Source organism: Chengkuizengella marina, assembly GCF_009910845.1.
In the GTDB taxonomy this organism is placed as follows: domain Bacteria; phylum Bacillota; class Bacilli; order Paenibacillales; family KCTC-33759; genus Chengkuizengella; species Chengkuizengella marina.
This window is the reverse complement of record NZ_SIJB01000028.1, coordinates 185,787-207,236: the sequence shown is the minus strand read 5'-3', so window position 1 is coordinate 207,236 and position 21,450 is coordinate 185,787. Positions and strand designations below refer to the sequence as shown.

Below are 21,450 nucleotides of genomic sequence, written 5' to 3'. Positions count from 1 at the left end.
ATTACAATTCCACTCCAAAACAAAAAACCGCTTTTCCTTTTGTAGGAACTAGCGGTTTTTTGCGAATTAATCTATACATTTTTTAATGAGTTTGTTCACTAATCCAGGGTTGGCTTTCCCTTTGGTTTCTTTCATGACTTGTCCAACTAAGAAACCAATTGCTTTTTGTTTCCCTGATTTATAATCAGAAACAGATTGAGGGTTTTTTTCGATGATTTGTTCAACTATAGTTTTAATTGCCCCCTCATCACTAATCTGCACTAAACCTTTTTCCTCTACAATCGTTTGAGGTGCTTTCCCAGATTCAATCATTTCTTTGAATACTTGTTTAGCAATTTTGGAGCTAATCGTTCCTTTTTCAATTAAATCGATCATTTCTCCTAATCCTTTACCAGTCACTTTTACATCTGATAATTCTAAATTGTTCGCATTTAAATACCCTAACAAATCACCCATCATCCAATTCGAAACTGATTTTGCATCCTTTGTATATTGTAAACTTTCTTCAAAGAAGTCAGCTAAATGTTTAGAAGTTGTGATTACCTCTGCATCATAACTCGGTAAGTCAAATTGTTCAGTGTATCTTTTTTTACGTGAATCAGGTAATTCAGGAATTGAAGCTCTAACACGTTCTTTCCATTCATCATCAATGTACAGCTGTACGAGATCAGGATCTGGAAAATATCGATAGTCATGAGATTCTTCTTTTCCACGCATGGAGAAGGTTTTACCTTTAGACTCATCCCATCTTCTAGTTTCTTGAACAACTTCTTCACCACTGTATATAACGTCTGCTTGACGCCACTCCTCGTACTCTAACCCTTTTTTCACACCACTAAAAGAATTCATATTTTTCAATTCTGCTCTAGTTCCAAACTCTTTTTGTCCAAAAGGACGAATACTTATATTCGCATCACAACGTAAGGAACCCTGTTCCATTTTTACATCAGATACATCACAATATTGAATAATCGCTTTTAATTTTTCTAAATACAGTCTAGCTTCTTCTGGTGAACGAAGGTCTGGTTCCGATACAATTTCAACAAGAGGAGTACCCACACGATTAAAATCTACCAATGATGCATATCCACCATCAACATGTGTTAATTTTCCTGCATCCTCTTCTAAATGAAGCCTAGTAATTCCAATTCTTTTGGTATGTCCATCTATTTCAATATCAATCCAGCCGTTTTCACCGATTGGTTTATCAAACTGAGAAATCTGATAAGCTTTTGGAGAATCAGGATAAAAGTAATTCTTTCGATCAAACTTACTTTCTGTAGCTATCTCACAATTTAGAGCCATCGCTGCTTTCATTGCAAATTCTACAGCTTTTTTATTCAGTACAGGCAAAACCCCAGGATAGCCTAAACATATGGGACATGTATGAGAATTTGGAGGAGCTCCAAATTCAGTGGAACATCCACAAAAGATCTTGGAATTTGTGTGTAATTCTACATGGACTTCTAATCCAATTACAGTTTCGAATTTTGTAGTTGACATTTCGTTTCCTCCTTTCTATACCTGAGGTCGCTTTTGATGAAATTCAGTACTCTGTTCATATGCATGAGCAACTCTCAATACGGCAGATTCATCAAATGCTTTGCCGATAATTTGCATACCAACTGGTAACCCTTCTACAAATCCACATGGTACACTAATAGCGGGAATACCAGCCAAGCTAACTGGTATTGTACATATATCATTTAAATACATCGTCAGTGGATCGTTGATTTGCGATCCCATTTTAAAAGCTGTTGTTGGAGCTGTAGGTCCAATAACAACATCATATTTTTCAAAAACTTTATCAAAATCTTGTTTGATTAAAGTACGAACTTTCTGAGCTTTTAAATAATAAGCATCATAATATCCTGAACTTAATGAATAAGTACCAAGCATAATTCTTCGCTTTACTTCTTGACCAAATCCTTCACTGCGTGATTTCAAATAAACATCTAATAAATTGTCTGGATTCTCAGTTCTCACACCATAACGAACACCGTCAAATCTAGCTAGGTTTGATGAGGCTTCAGAGGACGCAAGTAAATAATATGTTGCTACTGCATATTCTGTGTGTGGAAGTGAAACTTCTTCCCACTCAGCCCCTAAACCTTCAAGAACTTTTAACGCTTCTAAAATGGAATTTTTAACGTTTGGATCAATTCCTTCACCTAAATACTCTTTAGGAACACCAATTTTCAAACCTTTCACATCACCAGTCAATGCACTAAGATAATCAGGAATATCCACATTGGCTGAGGTAGAATCCATTACGTCATACCCAGCTATTGTTTGTAGGACGTATGCATTATCCTCTACATTTTTAGTAATTGGACCAATTTGATCTAATGAAGAAGCAAAAGCAACAAGACCAAAACGAGAAACTAAACCATAAGTAGGTTTTAAGCCAACTACACCGCAATAAGCTGCTGGCTGTCTAATAGAACCACCTGTATCTGAACCTAGTGCAAAATAAACCTCATCCGCTGCCACCGCTGCTGCAGATCCACCGCTAGAGCCTCCTGGTACATACTCCGTATTCCATGGATTGTGTGTAGGATGGAAGCTTGAATTTTCGTTGGAGCCCCCCATTGCAAATTCATCCATATTGATTTTTCCTATTGTTATGGATTGAGCAGCTTTTAACTTTTTCATCACAGTAGCATCGTAGATAGGATCAAAATTTGATAGAAATTGACTAGCACAAGTCGTTCTTAATCCTTCAGTAACAATATTATCTTTAATACCCGCAGGTAAGCCATACAATAAACCTCTTTCACTGCTATGTTCTAAAAGTTCGTCCAATTTTGCAGCAGAAGTTCTTGCATTCTCTTCATCTAATGTTAAAAATGCTTTAACTTTTGAATCTACCTGTTGAATTCGATCATATGACTCATTCACTAATTCTGATACTTTTAATTGTTTGTTTACTAGCTGATTATGTATGTCTTTTAAGCGATTATGAAATAAAGACACAATAAAGCCTCCTTTCAAATTGAACCTTTTGTTTATAAAAGATGTTCATATAAAGTCCACTTTGATCAACTAAACTTTTTGAACGTAAATTTATATATTTTATTCGAGTACCGCAGGCACTCTAATTTGACCATCTTCTTCTTCTGGTGCATTGAGAAATACTTTTTTAAGTGGTAAAGATTCACGTGTCTCATCCTCGCGCATCACATTTGTAAGTTCTAATACATGTGTTGTAGGTTGAATGTTGTCCGTATCTAATTCATTCAATTTCTCAGCATACTGTAATATAGCATTCAATTGTTTTGTAAATTGATTTTTTTCTTTTTCGTTTAAATCAAGACGAGCTAATTTAGCCACGTGCTCCACGTCTTTGATAGATATGCTCATATAAATCCTCCCTATCCCTACTTTAAGTCATTACATCATTATAGCTTACTTATTTTTTTAACTCAATCCTTTCCAAGTATACAAACAAGAACAGACTTCCCATTAAAACAAACAATGTAACAACCCCTCTTAATTTGAGACGTTTCAAAATGATGTATTTATACAATCAAATGAAGCAAAGCATTTCATATTTCTAATTTATAAAGTGTTATAATATATTTACCAATAGATAACGTAAATACTTTCTCTTTCTTATTATTTAAGTCACTCATTCATAGAAAGGAGAAACTTATTATATGCGGCCACATGTTTTATTTTTCAATGAGATTAATCGTACTAGCCTTTTATATGTAGGAGGAAAAGGGGCAAACTTAGGAGAATTAAGTAAAGCAGGATTTCCAGTCCCTGGAGGATTTTGTGTAACAACCTATGCTTATAAAGATTTTATCGCTACAAGTTCACAAATAGAATCTCTTTTAGATGAACTAAATGACCTAGACTCAAACGATTTAAATCAATTGCGAGAGCTTGGAAAACGTATTCGTACTCATCTACAACATTTAGCTATACCAATAAAGTTGAAAAATAAAATTATTCATGCATGGGAATCTGTGGGTAAACAATATGCTTATGCTGTTCGTTCCAGTGCAACAGCAGAGGATTTGCCCACTGCTTCATTTGCGGGACAGCATGATACTTACCTAAATATTAAAGGAAAAGAACAACTTCTTCAGCATATTAGACAATGCTGGGCATCATTATTTACGGACCGAGCTATTTCATATCGATCAAAAAATGGATTCAATCATCGTGAAGTTTACCTATCTGTTGTTGTACAACGAATGGTGAATCCTAATATATCTGGCATTATGTTTACAGCTGATCCTATAAAAGGCAATAGAAAGGTCGTATCCATTGATGCTAGTTTTGGTTTGGGGGAGGCACTTGTTTCTGGAATTGTTTCTGCTGATTTATACAAAGTGAAAGAGGACATTATTATTGAAAAGAACATTTCTGATAAGAAATTAGCTATTTTCTCACTTTCCAAAGGAGGTACAGTAAAAAAAGAATTAACTCTAGAACAACAAACCAAACAAGCGATGATAGATAGTCAAATTTTGAGTTTGGCTAAAATAGGGAAACAAATTGAAGATCATTTTGAATCTCCTCAAGACATTGAGTTTTGTTTTGAAAATGATGAAATATTCATTGTACAAAGTCGACCAGTTACTTCGCTGTATCCTCTTCCGAACATTGAACAAGAGCCTTTACGAGTTTTAATATCCTTCGGTCATATTCAAGTAATGACAGATGCGATAAAGCCGTTAGGTCTTTCTGTCATTCGTACCTTATTTAAAGGGGGTGGAAATGTTATCTTAGAAACAGGTGGACGTATATATTTTGATCCAACAGAAATTCTTCGTCATAAACTAGGACGAAGATTCCTGCCTAAAATATTAAATAATGTGGATGAAAACATTAGTCGTGCCATAAAAGAAATCATTCAACGAGATGAGATTGTTGATGTTCCTCCTAAACCAGGACTTTTCAAGGACATTCGTAAGTTTGTTGGTCCTATATTAAAAGAAGGATGGAAAAATTATAGAAAATCCGATCCCAAATTAGTTAAAGATCAAATTGAAGCTTATTTGGAAACTAAACTGAATGAGATCCGTCAAGATCTCGATAATTCAATAGGTGTTGATCGGTTAAAAAAAGTACAGTTTCATTTAAATACTCTAGGTCCTAATATATTGGAAAATGTTATTCCTAAAAATATTCTTCCCTTCTTATTTTCAACCATATTTTTAAGAAAGTTGTATATTCGTTGGATAGGAGATGATAAAGAATTTCAAAAATTAAACAAATCACTGCCTGGCAATGTAACAAGTGAAATGGGATTACAAATTGGAGATTTAGCCGATTTGGTTCGTGAACTTCCAAAAGTAGAAGAATACCTTAAAAATGCAAAGGATCAAACATTTTATGAAGGACTGAACAGCGTAGATGGTGGTGAACGCTTTAAACATGCGTTTGAACTATTTATATCAAAATACGGAATGCGATGCCCTGGTGAAATCGATTTGACAAAACCCCGCTGGCGTGAGGCTCCAACACAACTAATTCCTGCGATTTTAGGACACATGAGAAGTGTAAAATCTGGAGAACACAGAGAAAAATTCACTCTAGGAGAACTCGAATCTCAAGAAGCAGCTCAAAAAATAATCAATTGTGTAAAACACAATCGTTTCAAGACAAAACTTGTGAAACGTCAGCTTGAGTTGTACCATCATTTGGCTGGATTAAGAGAACATCATAAATACATGTTTGTATCTTTTCTAGATGAATGTAAAAAAGCGATTCTCTCTGAAGCAGAAGTATTAGTAAAAAAAGGGGTATTACAAGAAAGAAAGGATGTTTACTTCCTTTCACTTGATGAGCTCATTGAAGTGCTTGAAGGTGAGTATAAACAAAATAAATCTCAAAGTATATCAGATCGAAAAGAAACTTATGAATATCATCAAAAATTGAAGCCGCCTCGTGTGATGACAAGTGAAGGTGAAATTATTACAGGTTCTCCAAAACAAGGTGATTTCCCTAAAAATGCACTAGTGGGAAGCCCTGCTTCTGCAGGTGTGATTGAAGGAAAAGCTCGCATTATCTTAAGTCCTGAGACAGCTATGCTTAATGAAGGGGAAATACTCGTTGCTCCTCATACAGACCCAGGATGGACTCCATTATTCCAATCAGCTAGAGCACTAGTTACTGAAGTCGGAGGGCTGATGACTCACGGTTCAGTTGTTGCTAGAGAATACGGAATTCCTGCAGTTGTGGGACTTGATGATGCGACTAAAAAACTGAAAGACGGACAATTGATTCGTGTAGATGGAAATCAAGGTTTTGTTGAAATTTTAAGTGATGAATAAATACATGAAAGTATGAAATGATTAGAATATTTTATATTTAAAATGGATAGAGAGTGAATTTATGAATTTACTATCTGTGAATTCACCTTTAAGGGAACACAAATATTAATTATCACACCATCTGCTGAAGTATCTATTTCCAAAGTTCCGTTAAGTAACATAACTCGCCCGTTCATTTGTTCCATTCCTATACCATTTGACTCTCCATATCCCAAATTTTTCTCCGTTTTAAAATGGCTTTCTATTCCAACGCCATCATCTTCATACTTCAGGATAATAAGTTGATCTCTTACACTTAAACTAAAAGATACTTTGGAAGCCTTAGAATGTTTTTTAGCATTGTTTAGCAGTTCCTGAATGATTCTGAAAATATGAGTTTTAGTTTGTAAATCTGTTGACTCTATCATGGAATCAGATTCAGCATAAAAGAACAAATCAAATTCACAATTGTATTCTTCTTTATCCAACATGGTTTGTATTGTTTTAATAAGACCTATATCCTTTAATAAATATGGACTCAATTCAAAACAACTTTGACGAAGATTTACATTGATCATCTCTATAAATTCAATCATACTATCTAACTGTTTCTGATCCTCTGGACTCATCACATACTTTTCTGCTATGGAAACAAACCTTCTCTTTAAAAAAAACAAATCCTGCATGGTTGTGTCGTGAAGATCAGAAGCAATGCGTACCCTTTCCTCCTCTTGCAACTCAAACATAATTTTACGGAACCATTGAATTTCTTTAGCTTCCTGATTCGTTGGAAGATTAAAGGCGAATTTCTCTAGTTTTTGTGTTAATTTACGGATTAAATGAATATTCTCCAAACTAACAGCGAGATAAGTAGTAATCAGTTTTAACCATTGAATTTCTTCTTTACCGAGTAATGTATTGTTTTTCTTCCTTGTCAAAATTAAATAACTCTTATATTCTTCATGGTGGTTTATCTCTAGGCATGTATATGAAGAATGTTCGAAAAGTGCAGGTGAATGTAACAACCTTTCAACTTCTGTAATATTTATTTCTCCTTCATATACCATTTCTATCTTCTCATCCTCATATTTAAATAGAATCGCTCCACCAAAAACTTCCAACGTTCCAGTTATATCTACTAATATCATATCTTTCAATTCTCGAAAGCTTGAAATAGAACCCAGTCTTTGGGATACCTTTTTTAACATAGACTGCAAATAATATTTTTTTGGGAAAATGAATTTTTCCATTTTTGTCGTATAGTACTCTGTTGCGTATAAAATCCAAGATACCAAAACTAAAGAAGATAAAAACAAAAATAAAATGGGTTTTACAGCTATTTCTTCATAAAATATTAAAGCATAAAACCCTGTAAATAAACCACTTGGCAAGAGACCTAACAAAATTGAAAATAAAAAACGCCGCAAAACTAAACCGATGTCGAATATTTGATTAGATGCGATCAAATATGCAAAAAAGATAGGGAGTAAGAGTAAAAACAAACTTGAATAAATATAGTCAATAATAACTTTACCTGTTAATAATTGTGGGAGTATAGATAATAAGATTAAAGGAGAAAAGGATACAATCAAACAAACCCATACACTTTTAATGATTGCTGTAAAATGTGTTTTATCCTTACAATATTTCAAATAAACATATGTTAAAAAGGATATGTTTATCAAAAAAGCGATGGTAAAAAATAATAATGTAAATACAACATTTAAAGGTGAGGCTATGAAAGATAAGGAAGGAAGGAATTCTACGAGTTTAATCAAAGCTACCACGATGATGATCGTATACAAAAAATTTAATATTTTGCTTGGCAGTGTTATATTCCCTTTTTCTTTAAAAAACACGAACAAAAAATGTAGAAATACTACCTGCAAAACCATCATAAAGGTTGTAATTAAATAGCCTCCAATCAAATCTTCTCTAATATAGGCACCAAAACTAAACCAGATGATGGCTGCTGATAGAAAAAAATAGGCTAACATGCGAGCTGACTGTGATATACTAGCCTTTAAAAATATCAAAATAGCCAAGGATAAACAGATTAGCCCAGCTAAAAGCGCTGTTACGTCATCTACAACAATCGTATTTTTATCAAAAATGATCTCTGAAACTGAAGCATCATTTACATTTAGTACGGTGATCCTATGAGCTTGTTCTATTGAATTAAAATTTTTTATAGTTGGAAAACGATCTGCAGCCTGATTATTTACTTTTAAAATTCGATCTCCAACTTCAAGATCAGATTTAACACTTGCACCCGTTTCATATATTGTTTTTACAATCCAATGATGCTGTTCATTTTGCTCTACTTCTACTCCAATAAAAGGATATCTGAAAGTTATAATTAGGCACCACAATAAAGAGATGAATAAAATGAATAATAAACTTCCCTTTAAAACATTTTTCATAAAAATATCCCCTTATACCATGATTTTATTAAGTTAAGAAACCCTTTAATTTTAATTTTTGGAAACTATTACAACTGCATTTTACCAAAATAAAAAGAGATTGTATATTAACAGTCGTCAATCTCCATTATTTTAAAAAAATAGACCATCCTTGAAAAGGAGGTCTATTAAATAAGTTAAATTTACCACTCAATATCATATATTTTAAAAAAGGCTTCTATTATATCCAAGCTTTTAAATGGACTTGTTTCAAAAATTCATCGTGGTTTAATGTATTTTCCTTGGACTCATCTGTTGGTTCTATATGATCCCCATTCATCACTTTAATGAACAATTCTTCATTTTTTGTGGCTAGTGCAAAATCTATCAAAGCTTCTCTTTCGACTTTCTCAGCTTCTCTTCTTAATAATACTTCTTCCGTTTCTATATCACATGCAGGAACATAGATATGTTTCCCAGATTTCGGTACACGCAGCACAAAGTCAAATGCATTATCAGGATTTTTATCAACTGCTATGATATATCCATATGATCCTACGGGAAGGTTTTGCTCAAATTTATCTTCTACTATCACTACTTTTTGTCCTAATCGAAACATTTTCCTTCCTCCCACCTATCTTTTTATACGTTAAAGTTAATTGTACATATTTATTCTATTATGTTACTAAAAATTAATAGTCATGTCCAATTCACCTTATGTTTGAGAAAATAAATGAAATTCAGTATAATCTATGTAAGATTTTTAAAAATATATGAAATATGAGGTTGATGTATGATTTCCTTCTATAGAAAGTATTACAAAACAGCTATTGATATTGGACTAGTTGTGCTAACTGTTTTTTTAACAATGTGGGTATTTAGTTATATGTACAAAATAGCTGCACCAGTTTTTTTCTCCTTTTTTATTTTCCTTATCATTGAACCTTTTGCACGTTTTCTTAACCGTAAAGGGATAAAAAAATCAATTGCTACTGCATTGTCCATGCTTTTATTTATTTTAGTCGTTTTGGGAGCTTTTATTGGTGGAGGGGCATTGTTTATCAATCAGATTACTGCCTTAACAAGTAAAATTACTGAATATCAAGCCATTATTCAAAAAGAAATTATTGCACAAGTTGAATTTATTAGCTCAGAATATCAAACTCTTCCGGATAATGTCACGGATCAAATTAAAAGTTACGCATCTACTCTTACTAAATATGGAGCTGATTTTGCTACATGGTTTTTAACTAATCTCACGTCCATACTTTCTTCATTTTCAACATTTATAGTAAACTTTTTTATTGGTTTAATATTAGCTTATTTTTTAAGTGTGGAGATTGCAGACTGGAAATCCATAGCTAAAGAAAAAACACCAAATACATTTAAGTCAGCGTTTTACTTTTTAAAAGATTATGTACTAAAAGGAATTGTGAGTTACATTAAAGCTCAATTTAAATTAATTAGTCTTACCTTTGTTGTTATATTTATTTCTTTGTTAATCTTTGGGGTAAACAATGCTTTTTCTGTTTCCTTGTTAGCAGCTGTATTTGATTTATTGCCTTTACTAGGCGTCTCTACTGTTTTTTTACCGTGGGTGATTTATTTGTTCATCGTTGGTAATATAAGTTTAGCTATCAAATTAACTGTTGTATGGGCAGTAGTCATTGGATTAAGACAGATTTTAGAACCTAAAATTGTGGGTGATTCTCTTGGAGTATCTGCATTTACGATGCTTACTTTTATGATCATTTCTTTATCACTGTTTGGTATTGCAGGTTTGATTCTTGCCCCAATCCTTACCATTTTAATTAAGGAGTTATACGTTCAAGGATATTTGCAGAATTGGATTCGTCTTCCTGAGGAAGAATTTCATCCAAAAGAACAGTAAGGTATTCCACTTATATTTAATCCCCTACTAAACACTTTATGTTATAAGTAGGGATTTTTTATTGGATAAATAAAAATCATCACCATTGCTCCTTACTGCAATGATGATTTTTTAAAAACATCCATTATTATTTTTGAATTGGTAATTTCTTTAAACCGTATACAACCATACTATTTATCGGTTGTATTTCCATATCATCTGAAAAATGCATATTAGGAAAACTTTCGATTAGTTTTTTCAAAGCTATCCGAGCTTCCATTCTAGCTAATGGTGCACCTAAACAAAAATGAATTCCACTACCAAACGCTATATGGTGATTTGGATCTCTATCTATCATAAACTGATCAGCTTGAAGAAATTTTGACTCATCACGATTAGCTGAACCAATAAAAGCATTAATCAAATCCCCTTCTTTTAGCTGAACTCCTCTAAACTCCATGTCTTTTTTAACCTTACGATTCATAGATTGTATGGGTGACCTATGACGTAAGACCTCTTCTATTGCTGAAGGTAACAATTGTAGATTCTGTTTTAATTTATAAAAACTATCCTGTTCATCTAAAAGGGTATATACAGCGTTTGTAATCAAATTAGTTGTCGTTTCATTTCCTGCAACTAGTAGTAAAATACAAAAACCAATTAATTCTTCATCTGAGACCTTTTTACCGTCCACTTCTGCTTGAAGTAGTATTGAGATGATATCCTCCTGTAAATGGTTTTTCTTATGATTTATAATTTCGGAAAAGTAATGGAATAACTCTTTCATCGTGTTTACATATTTTTCTCTTGTTATTTTGATCTCTTCTTCAGATGCATTATAGTCTCCTTCAACCATTTGATCTGACCATTTTTTGAACAGATGTAATTCCTCAGTAGGGACTCCCAGCATATTTGCAATAACAATGACAGGTAATGGCATAGAAAAGTCATTTACCAGCTCTATCGTTGTTTTCTCAATCATATCTTCAATTAATGTGTCTGATATATATTCAATACGAGGTTCCCATGAACGCATGACTTTAGGAGTAAAAGATTTATTTACTAAATCTCTCATCTGTTTATGTTTTGGAGGATCAATAAAAAGAAGACTATTTCCAAAAGGATCCCTTTCCTCAGCTTGATATCTTGCAGATGAAAATTGTTCATAATTACTTAATATGTAACTGACATCATCATATAAAAAAGCGTTCCACTGACCTGACTTTTCATCAAAATAAATAGGTTCATTTTCCCTTTTCTGTTTATACCATTCAAACGGATCCCATTTGTCTAGTCTTATCTGACCTTCTTTCATTTGTTCTTCCCCTGTATTCTCCATTTACCATTCTCCTTAAAAATAAATTTTAGAATTTATTACCTTAAATTCTACTCTATTTAAGTTATGAAAGTAAATGAAATTTTACCACTTAATGGTTGGTATTGCTATAAAATATAATAATCACTATTACCAGGTAAATACAGCATCATTCTTTCCATCAAACTTAGGTACATTAATGTCTACATTACGAACCTTTAGTATACTAGGTTGATATACTTCCCCTTTTTCGTTATAGAACATTTGATATGGAATACTTGTTTTACCTCTAGGAATATATTCCATTTCATAAGTATATTCGTCATTTATTGTAATGAGAGAATTCTCCCAAACAAAAGAATCTCCATTATCAATCATAAGGTGTTGGTTAGTAAATTGAATTGATGCTATCAATTGATATTGGGATGATTGATTTCCACAGCCCTGCAACATCATGATACATAACATCATCATACATATTTTCATTTTCATGGTTTATATCCTCATTCATTTATTTTTTTCATAGATTAAACTAAGATCAAAAATGAAATTTGATGATTTAGGATGGCTACGATGAACTTCAACGGTTAACGTATTTTTTCCAACTACTAACTTATCTCTATGATTTGTGATTTCTTTTTCCTCATAGATATAAGTTTCATTGGGTTGAGCTAATGTGTTGTGAGTGGTCAAACCTACTTTCATACCATCACGACTAATCTCTTCTCCATTTAAATAAACAACATAACCATCCTCAAACGTCATATACAAAAATAAATGATCAATTTGTAATGGATCCTCTAGTAAATCAAATGTCTTTCTGAAATAATAAGTTACAGAATCGTTTAATTTTGGTAATTTTTGATTTATGCTTAATGGTATTTTTTGATTCATATGTCCAAATGGACCTTTGCCAACATTCCAATTGGAATCATCATAATCTTGACTACGCCAATCATCAGATGGGATTTGATAACGTTCAGTAATTGGATTCTCACCTGTTATATCATAACCTTCAGGTATAGTAGACCTGATTTGATCAGAACCTTGATGATATCGCCATAAAGATTGAATTGGTATCATTGTATTTGTCTGAACAAACTCATCATATTGAAAAAGTGAGAGATTCTGACTCATTTGATCAAATGCTTCACCTGATAGGTCTAATGCTGTTACGGTCAATTCTACATCAACAGCATCAAATAAAAGGGTTTGAATGTTAGAATTTGAACTGAAATTCCATACGTCCCAATGATCTACAAATGCAGATGCCCAATCAGATGGCTCTTGAACAACTAATGATGAAGGAGAGTACAATTCATTTTCTGTTATCACTAAATTTATTTGTAACTCATCCATCACATCCCAAAACCATGGAGATTGTGGTACTTCATTGATAAAAATAATGTGATAAAGTTGATCACTTGTTTCAATCATAGATTTAAGCCACTCTATTTGATATGAGGCTGCATTTTGACTAATTAACTCATCTCCACGTAGAAATAACATTTTTGCATTTGCATAATCTATAGCATATACACTTCTACCATATTTACCAGTCATATCATAAGGTAAGTAAGTATATTTTTCATTAAATGAAAGTTCCGTTGATAAGTCATCAAAAAAAGGATAGAAGTTAGATAAGTTAGTTCCATTATCGTTATTTGATAATCGATCTGCTCCTGCAAAATAGGTTACATCTTTTATACTTTCAAAAATTTCCTCCAAATTCTTAGATTCATTAGATGGCCTAATATACCCAAACTCAAACTGAATGGATTGATTTTCCTCAAAATTTAAAAATCCTGAAGACGGTATAGAAGTCATCCAAAATGAACTCAGTAAAACGATTACAACAAAAGTTATAGAAAAACTCAATTTATATTTATTTTGAACAGACATAAATAATAGCCTCCTGCTGAATGTCATCCTCTTAGTGCAGGTTCTTGTTAAGGTTTTGTAGGCAGCCAGCCCCAAATTGCATGATAAATAGGTGGCCAAGTAATTATTAATAAAGTAAATATACTAAACATAAAAACTGCCAACCATTTTTTTAATGAAATTTGTATGTTTTTTAATATGAAGTGTAATACAATCCAACTTACAATCCAAAATATAAGACCAATCATTTCTTTTCCTGCATATGTACCAATTCCCCACCAGCCAGGCAGCCAAGAACCAATTTTTAACAAAACATAATTAGCAGTAGCAGGATTAGTAATACTCCATATATGACTAGTAATTAATGCAGAAAAACCTAAAAAAATAGATATAAGCACAGCCAAAATTTCTCCAGTTTTTCTTTGTTTGATCATATATCTCACCTAAACTCCTTTTATTTTCACCATTGCAAGTCCAAAAACAAATCCTATGATTAAACAAACCCACATTAATGTTAATAAAATTGCGATCACCGAAGAAATGGTTGTATTCGTTGATTGTTCCATCTGTTTCCCAAATCGATGTAAGATCCATAACGCCCCTATTCCTAAAGGTAGAGGAAATAACGCTACAAATTCTTTATATTCCATCAATATTAAATGAATAGAAGGGTGATGGTAAATAAACCACTGCCTAGCCCCATCAGGTGCCCGGTATCCTATATACAACCAGTTAGCTGTGATAATGGAGGCTAAGGTTAAAATATTAACTAACCACAAGATAAATTTTAACCGTTTAACTGTGCCAGCCTTTCCTCTTAATAGAGGGTATATTAAATGTAACATATAACAGCTAGCCAGCACGGTAAGTGTTGCACCTACACCATGAAAAATGGATAACCATTTATATTGACTATCATCTACCCAATGTAATATAGGCATAAGTATAAAAAGAAGGGCAGCAAAACCAGCTTGCGTTACCGCCAAATCACGTGCTGAAATTATCGGCTTCATTATGGTTTTAACCAACCTCCTATAATTCTAGTTTAAATTGTATTTTATTTATAAATTGCCAATGGACCTACCTGTACACTACGAATATCTCTATCTGACAATACTACTCATAAATAATAGTAAGTTTAGGACGTAGAGTTGAATTTACTGCTTCACTAGAGCTAATATCAAGACCGTTAGTATTGCTTGAATTTGCTATCATCAATCCATTATTTAAGGATGAATCATCAATCCAAGATTGAACAACTGAAATACCGTCTACATTTAATTCAACTGTATATGTCCCAGTAGTATTAGTCGTAATAACACCTAATACTGTTGAACCACGATCTGATAGACTATCTGCACCAAATTGTTCCCAATTTGAACCATTAGTATTTTGTTCCCAAGATACTTCTGCTTCATACCAATCACGTTTCAATTCATATATCTCATATGAGCTTGAACTAGCATCAGTTACATCCAAAGTAATATTAGCAGAAATAACTGATTTGTTTGCAGGAATATCTGAAACATCCCACTTCAAAATCGCATATTTATTTTTTCCAGTTCTTGATGGATCATCTCCATCAATGAGTAATGTTCTTTCAGAACCAAAGTTTACAGTAGAATCATTCTCAGAAAGATAACTATCAGACGTACCTTCATATGCTGAAGTTGGATACACACCATTTTGAAAATCTATCGTAGTAGTTGAAGGTTGTGTTGAGTCAGAACTTCGTTCAACCTCAAAAGAATCTATTAAATTGCTATTCACATCATATAGGTTGAATTTGGCAATCTCATCTACTACATCAACTACCATATAGTGATAACTTGCTATTGGACCTATATCAACATTCTGTGAATCACGATTTATAGTTGATAAAGGTGCTCCAGCTCCACCTATCGTCACTTGATAAATACTATTCTCAAATCGATAACCATTTGCATTAAAAGAACTATCTATTTCACGTCGGTTATAGTTGTGTTCGTGTCCTGTCATAACAGCTGTTACATTGTATTCATCAAATATATCCCAAAGTGCATCTCTTTGCTCACGATTAGCATCAAGGGACTTTCCATAATGTGCTCCAATTGGATATGCTGGAACATGAAATTGAACAAAGTGATGTGTTTTCCCACTGTTTTCAAGAATACTCTCTAACCACGCACGTTGAGTAGAGTCAATCACATAGTTCCCTCTATCTTTGCGATTAGAATTTAAAGTTATAAATCTAGCATTTCCGAAATCAAAATAATAAGATGTCCTCTGGTACCCTTCTAATTGATTTGCAGGAAGGTGAGTCAAAGAATTACTAAATATTGTCTCATCATCTTCGTGATTTCCAAGTGCAGGATATACCTTATTTAATGGAAAATAATCATCTACTAAATCGTTCCAATCGGATAATTCCTGAGCTACATCTGACCCTCCCATTACTTGATCACCTGTGAAAAATATAAACTCCGGTTGAGTAGACAATGATTCAACCTCTGTTAATAAAGATCGTAATGTTGTTTCATTAATACCATCACTGGACCCTCTGCTATCACCCATGACCACAAATCGAAATGAAGTGGTTGCGGCATCCGTTTCATTGATAGATTTCCAAGAAATAAATAAAGATAACGTAATAATGGTAGCTAGTAAAATAATGAAGTTCTTTTTATTAAAAACAAAAGACATTACAGTTCCTCCCAATAATTAAGTATTGTTGTTTAATGGTAATATTTTTTATATTATAGGAGTATTGTTAAAATAAATCCAGCACTTTATTAATTTAATGTAAAATATCTATGTTGGATTTGATAGATTTAAAGATCAAAAGTTGCTGTTATTGGATTATTGTTAAACCAAAATAATAAAAGTGAGTAAAATCATGGCGCTTTTTCGATACAAAACTGAATTCATCTAAAAATACCTCCCATAAAATTTATTGTTAATTTATAATCAACAATCATATCGTAAAGGAGTTTTGTTAGTCTCAACCTATTTCATTATCAATTAATGTTAAATTTTTCCTAGAAAGTGAAAACTGTTTTACCATAGTGAAAAACTAATTATCATGAACTAAATAGAGCCCTTACTACAGGCTCTACCATCTTCATTAAGTTATATGATTTATTCATAAATAATTAAAAATAGTATAAAAGATTTAATCTTTCATTATCAATTCTCTCTAATACGAATAACCCCATCTCTAGTAATTGATAATTTCTCAAAACCATCTTCTGTGATAAGGTATGTATCTTCTATTCCTACAACACCACTTTCAGGAAACGTGAATTTGGGTTCAACTGCAATGACCATGCCAGGTTGAAGTTCATATTTAAACCCTTTTGCAAGTACAGGGTATTCATCAATTTCCAATCCTATACCATGCCCTAAAAATTTTACTTGATCTGCTCCATATCCCATAAAATGTTCATGTAATTTTGCTTCCTCAGCAAGTCTAACAGCATTAAAATATAAGTCCTCACAAATCGTACCTGGTTTTAACAAAGTTTCGGTGGATTTCAGAATTTGTTCAGAAGTTTGATAGGCATTAACTAATTCCTCTGATAACTCTCCAATTACAACTGTTCGAGTTTGATCAATAACATAACCATCAATACAACAGCCTAAATCTACCAAAATCGGAACATTTTTTTCTATAATGTTTTTCCCTGAACCCTGAGGACTTGCTGGACTTAGTCCCTCTCCCCCAGCTGGTCCATCAAAGTAAGTTGGTTTTGCTGCTGAAATACCAGCAGCTACCATGCCAGTAACAAGCTCTTGATTAAATCCTCTCATCCTCATTAATCCAACATGTCCTTGTAAACGAAGAGAGTATTCAATCTCACTCATCCACTCCACTTCACTTATACCTACCTTCAGTTTACCTAAAGCAGTTTCCAATGCTTGATTTACAGCATTCGCAGCAATTTTAATTTTTGAAATTTCATCAGGAGATTTAATCATTCGAATCTCTCTAATAAACACTGAGCCATCGTTCCATTTTACATGAGGCATAATCGATTGTATTCTATTAAATATTTGGATTGGAAGCACATCAAATTCTGTTGCTAATATAGGCTCATGTTTAGATTCGAAAACTTGTGGGAAGTCAGTTTTTAGTGTTTCTCCAAAATTTCGAAAAGATCCTAAAGCTTTCACGATACAAGAACTTTCTTCTTGAGCTCGTTGAACACTTCTACGCACATAAAAAACTGCTTCTCCTTTTACTGGGATAAACAAATATCCTGTTTGCATAGACCCTGTTAAATAAAAAATATCTACATTTTGAGTAACTAAAAAACCATCTAATTGATTATCTTTTAACTTTTGTTGCAGCTTATTTTGCCTAGTTGTATATTGTGACATTTATAATATCTCCTCTGTTATGTACAATTGATTATCTCACTTGAGCTATAATTCCGTTATGAACTTTTATAAATCCATGTCTTATTATATCAAAACCTGCTTCATATACATATAACCCCATCTGGCGTATATCCATCAATTCTCTGTACATATGATTCATTACATCCGCCATAATGTTGTAATATATTCTAGAACGAATTTGATTGCGAGGTGTCGTCATGATGACATATCCTCCTGGTTTTAAAAATCGTCGGTGCATATCTAGCATTTCAGACTTATACTCATCTGGTGCATGTTCTAACAAACCTACACTTAAAACTATATCAAATTCTTTTCCATAGTTTAGATTTCGAATATCTTCAACTTCGTACTCAATGTTCATTTCATCTTTATACCAAACTTTAGCACTGCCTGTTGAAGGATTTTCACCTAGGAATGGGTATGAAGTTGGAAATTCTTCAAATCGGTGTGTTTTGCAATATTCATCATAATCTACCAGAACGACTTCCGCACCAGGATACATAGCTGCTAATTGCATGGCTTCATAACCTTCAGCAGCACCTAAAAATAAAATACGGGGCTTTTTTACATCCAATCCTTCAAATAAAGCACGTTTTCCACGTGGATCCCAGATGCCATCTTGAACGCGGTGTACATAATTCCATAAGTTTAACTTGACGATGTCACCTAATGCCGTTTTTACATCCTTCGTGTTAAATTTAGACAAACTCTTTGTGAACGCTTTCTTTTTTTCTGACATTTCACTAGGAACATCCTTTATAAACCATTCATGAAAGGAACGGTTAAAAAATTCCCAAGAAGTTTTCACTGACATGTCCTGTTTGTTCTCTTTTTCCCAATTCAGGCGATCTACAGACATCTTATTTACAATATACGGCTTGCCAATCTTTTCCCAGTTTAATTCAGACCAATCACTTACAACATTCGCTTTGATAAATTTGTCCAGTTTTTCATTCCTTGGGTCTCTTAATTCAACTCTATAGCTTGGAGCTAACTCAGTTTTATTAAAATCATGTTCGCTATACGGAAAAACCACTGTATTTTCCAACGAAATCCCCCCAATTTTTATTCATTGTTATATTATATTCATCAACATTTATGTATTTCCTCTAATTTAAACCTTTTTCCTAAGTCATTATGAATTCATCTTTCTTAAGTGACTAAAGCCATATACATCTGTACATGTGTTTTAATTAAAATGCACTATTTATACCAACTGTATGATTAACTTTATTTGTATTTTCTTATCCATTTTGTTAAGTTAACTACAAAGAAAGGAGGCGGTTTTATGATTTATAAAAATAGCGGGGTGTTACAGAGAATAATTTAATAACATTAGAAAAGGAGTGTTTTGATTATTAAAAACCAAGCTTTATTAGTCATTGATGCCCAACAAGAATTAATTGATGGCAATCAAAATCAAAACACTGTTTTTATGAAAGAAAAATTAGTGAACAACATTAACTTAGTTGTTGAAAAAGCTTTAAAATCAAAAGCTTTAGTTATTTTTGTTAGAGATTTAGATGTTAGTAAAGGCAAAGGAGAAGGGTTTCAAATCCATCAAAATATCAATATACCAGAAAACTCCAAAATATTTGATAAAAAGGCAACCAATGCATTCTATGGTACGAAATTAAAAAGTTATTTACATGGAAATCATGTCAAACACTTAGTAATCATGGGTTGCAAAACAGAACATTGTATTGACACCGCTGTAAGGAGCGCAACAATAAACCATTTTGATGTCACATTAGTTAAGGATGGACACTCGACAAGTGATACATCTACTTTATCTGCGGATCAAATCATTCATCATCATAATGAGATACTTCATGGTCATTACAATATTGATCACTTTTCACTTGTAAGAAGTGCACAAGAAGATTTGTTTACTCCAACACATGATCGTTATCGTTAGTTGCAATTAAAATGAACTTATTGTTTCATAATTATATTAACACCATCTATAATTTTAGACGGTGTTAATTTTATTTAAAAATTTAATAATGATTACTATTTATTTATATTTAATAAATACAGAATTTTGTTAGATTAAGATATTATCTAAGCTTAACTGGTAGTTCTGTAAGTCCTCTGAAAATTTCAGAATGTCGCCACTTGAGTTCTTTTTCGTTCACATTCAGTTTAATGTTAGGATAACGTTGAATTAAAGCTTGAAATGCTATTTGACTTTCCAGACGAGCTAGTGGTGCTCCTAAACAATAGTGCATCCCAAAACCAAAAGCAATATGTTTGTTTTCTTCTCTAGTAATATCAAGTTTTTCTGGATTTTCAAAATGTTTTGGATCACGGTTGGCTGCAGCAAGACTTAAAAATATCATATCACCCTTTTTAATCTCTTTTCCATAAAGAGTAAAATCCTCTAAAGCATAGCGAGATGTTGCAAATTCAACAGGATTGGTAAATCGTAATAACTCTTCCACTGCTCTGCCTACAAGTTCAGGATGTTTTCTCAATTTATCAAGTTGTTCAGGATGTTGGAGTAGAGCTAACATGCCATTTCCTATCAAATTCACAGTTGTTTCATGACCTGCGACAATTAGAAGAAAAAGCATAGAAAGAAGCTCTTTTTTAGAGAGTTTTTGTCCATCTTCCTGAGCCATTACTAGACCGCTAATAATATCGTCTTGAGGAGACTGTTTTCTTTCTTCTATGATCGTTTCAAGATAATGAATAAAGTCTTTTATATAGGAGTTAAGCTTCTCTATCTCCTCATCTCCGTTTGCCACACTAGTAGATGCGTTTGACCAGATTCTGAACTGGTTGCGATCTTTTTCAGGAATCCCCATCATTTCTGAAATAACTATAATAGGCAAGGGAACTGCATAATCTTCCATTAGATCTACATTTGTTTTTGTTTCCAGCTGATCGAGAAGATTTGTAGAGATTTCTTCAATTCTTGTTCTCAAACCTTCTATCATACGTGGAAAAAAAACTTTATGTACTAAAGAACGTAATCGCCCATGATCAGGAGGATCATTAAACAACATATTGTTAATAAAAAATTCGTATTCTTCAATATAATTTTGCTGTTGTATTTCGTTTTTAGACATCACATTTAAAATATCTTTTGTAATTCTCTCATCTTTCATTAGGGTTACAACATCATTATATCGTGTTACCAACCAGCTCTTTACTTCGTTTGTACCTCTTTTAATCGTAAATTCGTGGATACGTTCATCCTGTTCTCTAAAATAAGATAGTGTTGGATACGGATTCTCCTGATATTCTGGTGAGTAAAGATCAAAAACAACTTTTTCCATAAATATAGTTCCTCCCAAGTCATATTTTCTTTTTCTACCTTTTTAATAA

Annotated in this window: 17 protein-coding genes; 3 read left to right on the top strand and 14 right to left on the bottom strand. The window is 32.8% G+C overall.

Features of this window, described 5'->3' with window-relative positions:
* Positions 1-66: 66 nt before the first annotated feature.
* The 3 genes from gatB to gatC all read right to left on the bottom strand — a co-directional run bounded on the left by gatB (position 67) and on the right by gatC (position 3,363).
* Complete coding sequence (gatB, locus tag ERL59_RS13585; protein WP_160646768.1) at positions 67-1,503, bottom strand: Asp-tRNA(Asn)/Glu-tRNA(Gln) amidotransferase subunit GatB; 1,437 nt, start codon at positions 1,501-1,503, stop codon at positions 67-69.
* A 15-nt stretch (positions 1,504-1,518) separates the two neighbouring features.
* A complete protein-coding gene (gatA, locus tag ERL59_RS13580) occupies positions 1,519-2,976 on the bottom strand; it encodes an Asp-tRNA(Asn)/Glu-tRNA(Gln) amidotransferase subunit GatA (protein WP_160646767.1) in 1,458 nt (485 codons plus the stop codon).
* A 99-nt stretch (positions 2,977-3,075) separates the two neighbouring features.
* Positions 3,076-3,363, bottom strand: a complete 288-nt coding sequence (gatC, locus tag ERL59_RS13575; protein ID WP_160646766.1) for an Asp-tRNA(Asn)/Glu-tRNA(Gln) amidotransferase subunit GatC — start codon at positions 3,361-3,363, stop codon at positions 3,076-3,078.
* A 296-nt stretch (positions 3,364-3,659) separates the two neighbouring features.
* Between gatC and ERL59_RS13570 the strand changes: the two genes are divergently transcribed.
* Positions 3,660-6,290 carry a phosphoenolpyruvate synthase gene (locus tag ERL59_RS13570; RefSeq protein ID WP_160646765.1) on the top strand — a complete coding sequence of 877 codons (2,631 nt, stop codon included), beginning with the start codon at positions 3,660-3,662 and terminating at the stop codon, positions 6,288-6,290.
* Between the two features lie 59 nt (positions 6,291-6,349).
* On the opposite strand, the gene ERL59_RS13565 is transcribed toward ERL59_RS13570, so the two are convergent.
* Together ERL59_RS13565 and ERL59_RS13560 are read right to left on the bottom strand one after the other, a co-directional pair.
* Positions 6,350-8,692, bottom strand: a complete 2,343-nt coding sequence (locus ERL59_RS13565; protein WP_160646764.1) for a sensor histidine kinase — start codon at positions 8,690-8,692, stop codon at positions 6,350-6,352.
* Between the two features lie 220 nt (positions 8,693-8,912).
* On the bottom strand, positions 8,913-9,290 hold the full coding sequence (locus tag ERL59_RS13560) for an ATPase (protein WP_160646763.1): 378 nt from the start codon (positions 9,288-9,290) through the stop codon (positions 8,913-8,915).
* Positions 9,291-9,464: 174 nt separating this feature from the next.
* Between ERL59_RS13560 and ytvI the strand changes: the two genes are divergently transcribed.
* The gene (gene ytvI, locus ERL59_RS13555; RefSeq protein ID WP_160646762.1) at positions 9,465-10,562 is read left to right on the top strand and encodes a sporulation integral membrane protein YtvI; all 1,098 of its coding nucleotides are present in this window, start codon (positions 9,465-9,467) and stop codon (positions 10,560-10,562) included.
* Between the two features lie 127 nt (positions 10,563-10,689).
* On the opposite strand, the gene ERL59_RS13550 is transcribed toward ytvI, so the two are convergent.
* The 8 genes from ERL59_RS13550 to ERL59_RS13515 all read right to left on the bottom strand — a co-directional run bounded on the left by ERL59_RS13550 (position 10,690) and on the right by ERL59_RS13515 (position 19,165).
* Positions 10,690-11,880, bottom strand: coding sequence for a cytochrome P450 (locus tag ERL59_RS13550; RefSeq protein ID WP_160646761.1), 1,191 nt, complete (start codon positions 11,878-11,880; stop codon positions 10,690-10,692).
* Positions 11,881-12,006: 126 nt separating this feature from the next.
* The gene (locus tag ERL59_RS13545) at positions 12,007-12,348 is read right to left on the bottom strand and encodes a hypothetical protein (RefSeq protein WP_160646760.1); all 342 of its coding nucleotides are present in this window, start codon (positions 12,346-12,348) and stop codon (positions 12,007-12,009) included.
* Between the two features lie 15 nt (positions 12,349-12,363).
* A complete protein-coding gene (locus tag ERL59_RS13540) occupies positions 12,364-13,758 on the bottom strand; it encodes a hypothetical protein (RefSeq protein WP_160646759.1) in 1,395 nt (464 codons plus the stop codon).
* A gap of 47 nt (positions 13,759-13,805) precedes the next feature.
* Entirely contained in the window at positions 13,806-14,171 is a 366-nt protein-coding gene (locus ERL59_RS13535) for a hypothetical protein (protein ID WP_160646758.1), read from the bottom strand.
* Between the two features lie 9 nt (positions 14,172-14,180).
* Positions 14,181-14,750, bottom strand: a complete 570-nt coding sequence (locus ERL59_RS13530) for a hypothetical protein (RefSeq protein ID WP_160646757.1) — start codon at positions 14,748-14,750, stop codon at positions 14,181-14,183.
* A 103-nt stretch (positions 14,751-14,853) separates the two neighbouring features.
* Positions 14,854-16,419, bottom strand: coding sequence for a DNRLRE domain-containing protein (locus ERL59_RS13525; RefSeq protein WP_160646756.1), 1,566 nt, complete (start codon positions 16,417-16,419; stop codon positions 14,854-14,856).
* 483 nt (positions 16,420-16,902) lie between these two features.
* A complete protein-coding gene (locus tag ERL59_RS13520) occupies positions 16,903-18,096 on the bottom strand; it encodes a M24 family metallopeptidase (protein WP_160646755.1) in 1,194 nt (397 codons plus the stop codon).
* Positions 18,097-18,127: 31 nt separating this feature from the next.
* Positions 18,128-19,165 carry a class I SAM-dependent methyltransferase gene (locus ERL59_RS13515; RefSeq protein ID WP_201763565.1) on the bottom strand — a complete coding sequence of 346 codons (1,038 nt, stop codon included), beginning with the start codon at positions 19,163-19,165 and terminating at the stop codon, positions 18,128-18,130.
* A 303-nt stretch (positions 19,166-19,468) separates the two neighbouring features.
* Here ERL59_RS13515 and ERL59_RS13510 point away from each other — a divergent pair, with 303 nt between their 5' ends.
* Positions 19,469-20,035, top strand: a complete 567-nt coding sequence (locus ERL59_RS13510) for an isochorismatase family protein (protein ID WP_201763564.1) — start codon at positions 19,469-19,471, stop codon at positions 20,033-20,035.
* 142 nt (positions 20,036-20,177) lie between these two features.
* Here the strand turns inward: ERL59_RS13510 and ERL59_RS13505 are convergent, their stop codons facing one another.
* Complete coding sequence (locus ERL59_RS13505) at positions 20,178-21,401, bottom strand: cytochrome P450 family protein (protein ID WP_160646754.1); 1,224 nt, start codon at positions 21,399-21,401, stop codon at positions 20,178-20,180.
* Between the last annotated feature and the right edge of the window lie 49 nt (positions 21,402-21,450).

Bases quoted from the DNA above. Each gene is read 5' to 3' on its own strand.
- gatB (WP_160646768.1), bottom strand. From the start codon at position 1,503: ATGTCAACTACAAAATTCGAAACTGTAATTGGATTAGAAGTCCATGTA.
- gatC (WP_160646766.1), bottom strand. From the start codon at position 3,363: ATGAGCATATCTATCAAAGACGTGGAGCACGTGGCTAAATTAGCTCGT.
- ERL59_RS13570 (WP_160646765.1), top strand. From the start codon at position 3,660: ATGCGGCCACATGTTTTATTTTTCAATGAGATTAATCGTACTAGCCTT.
- ERL59_RS13565 (WP_160646764.1), bottom strand. From the start codon at position 8,692: ATGAAAAATGTTTTAAAGGGAAGTTTATTATTCATTTTATTCATCTCT.
- ERL59_RS13560 (WP_160646763.1), bottom strand. From the start codon at position 9,290: ATGTTTCGATTAGGACAAAAAGTAGTGATAGTAGAAGATAAATTTGAG.
- ytvI (WP_160646762.1), top strand. From the start codon at position 9,465: ATGATTTCCTTCTATAGAAAGTATTACAAAACAGCTATTGATATTGGA.
- ERL59_RS13550 (WP_160646761.1), bottom strand. From the start codon at position 11,880: ATGGAGAATACAGGGGAAGAACAAATGAAAGAAGGTCAGATAAGACTA.
- ERL59_RS13545 (WP_160646760.1), bottom strand. From the start codon at position 12,348: ATGAAAATGAAAATATGTATGATGATGTTATGTATCATGATGTTGCAG.
- ERL59_RS13540 (WP_160646759.1), bottom strand. From the start codon at position 13,758: ATGTCTGTTCAAAATAAATATAAATTGAGTTTTTCTATAACTTTTGTT.
- ERL59_RS13535 (WP_160646758.1), bottom strand. From the start codon at position 14,171: ATGATCAAACAAAGAAAAACTGGAGAAATTTTGGCTGTGCTTATATCT.
- ERL59_RS13530 (WP_160646757.1), bottom strand. From the start codon at position 14,750: ATGAAGCCGATAATTTCAGCACGTGATTTGGCGGTAACGCAAGCTGGT.
- ERL59_RS13525 (WP_160646756.1), bottom strand. From the start codon at position 16,419: ATGTCTTTTGTTTTTAATAAAAAGAACTTCATTATTTTACTAGCTACC.
- ERL59_RS13520 (WP_160646755.1), bottom strand. From the start codon at position 18,096: ATGTCACAATATACAACTAGGCAAAATAAGCTGCAACAAAAGTTAAAA.
- ERL59_RS13505 (WP_160646754.1), bottom strand. From the start codon at position 21,401: ATGGAAAAAGTTGTTTTTGATCTTTACTCACCAGAATATCAGGAGAAT.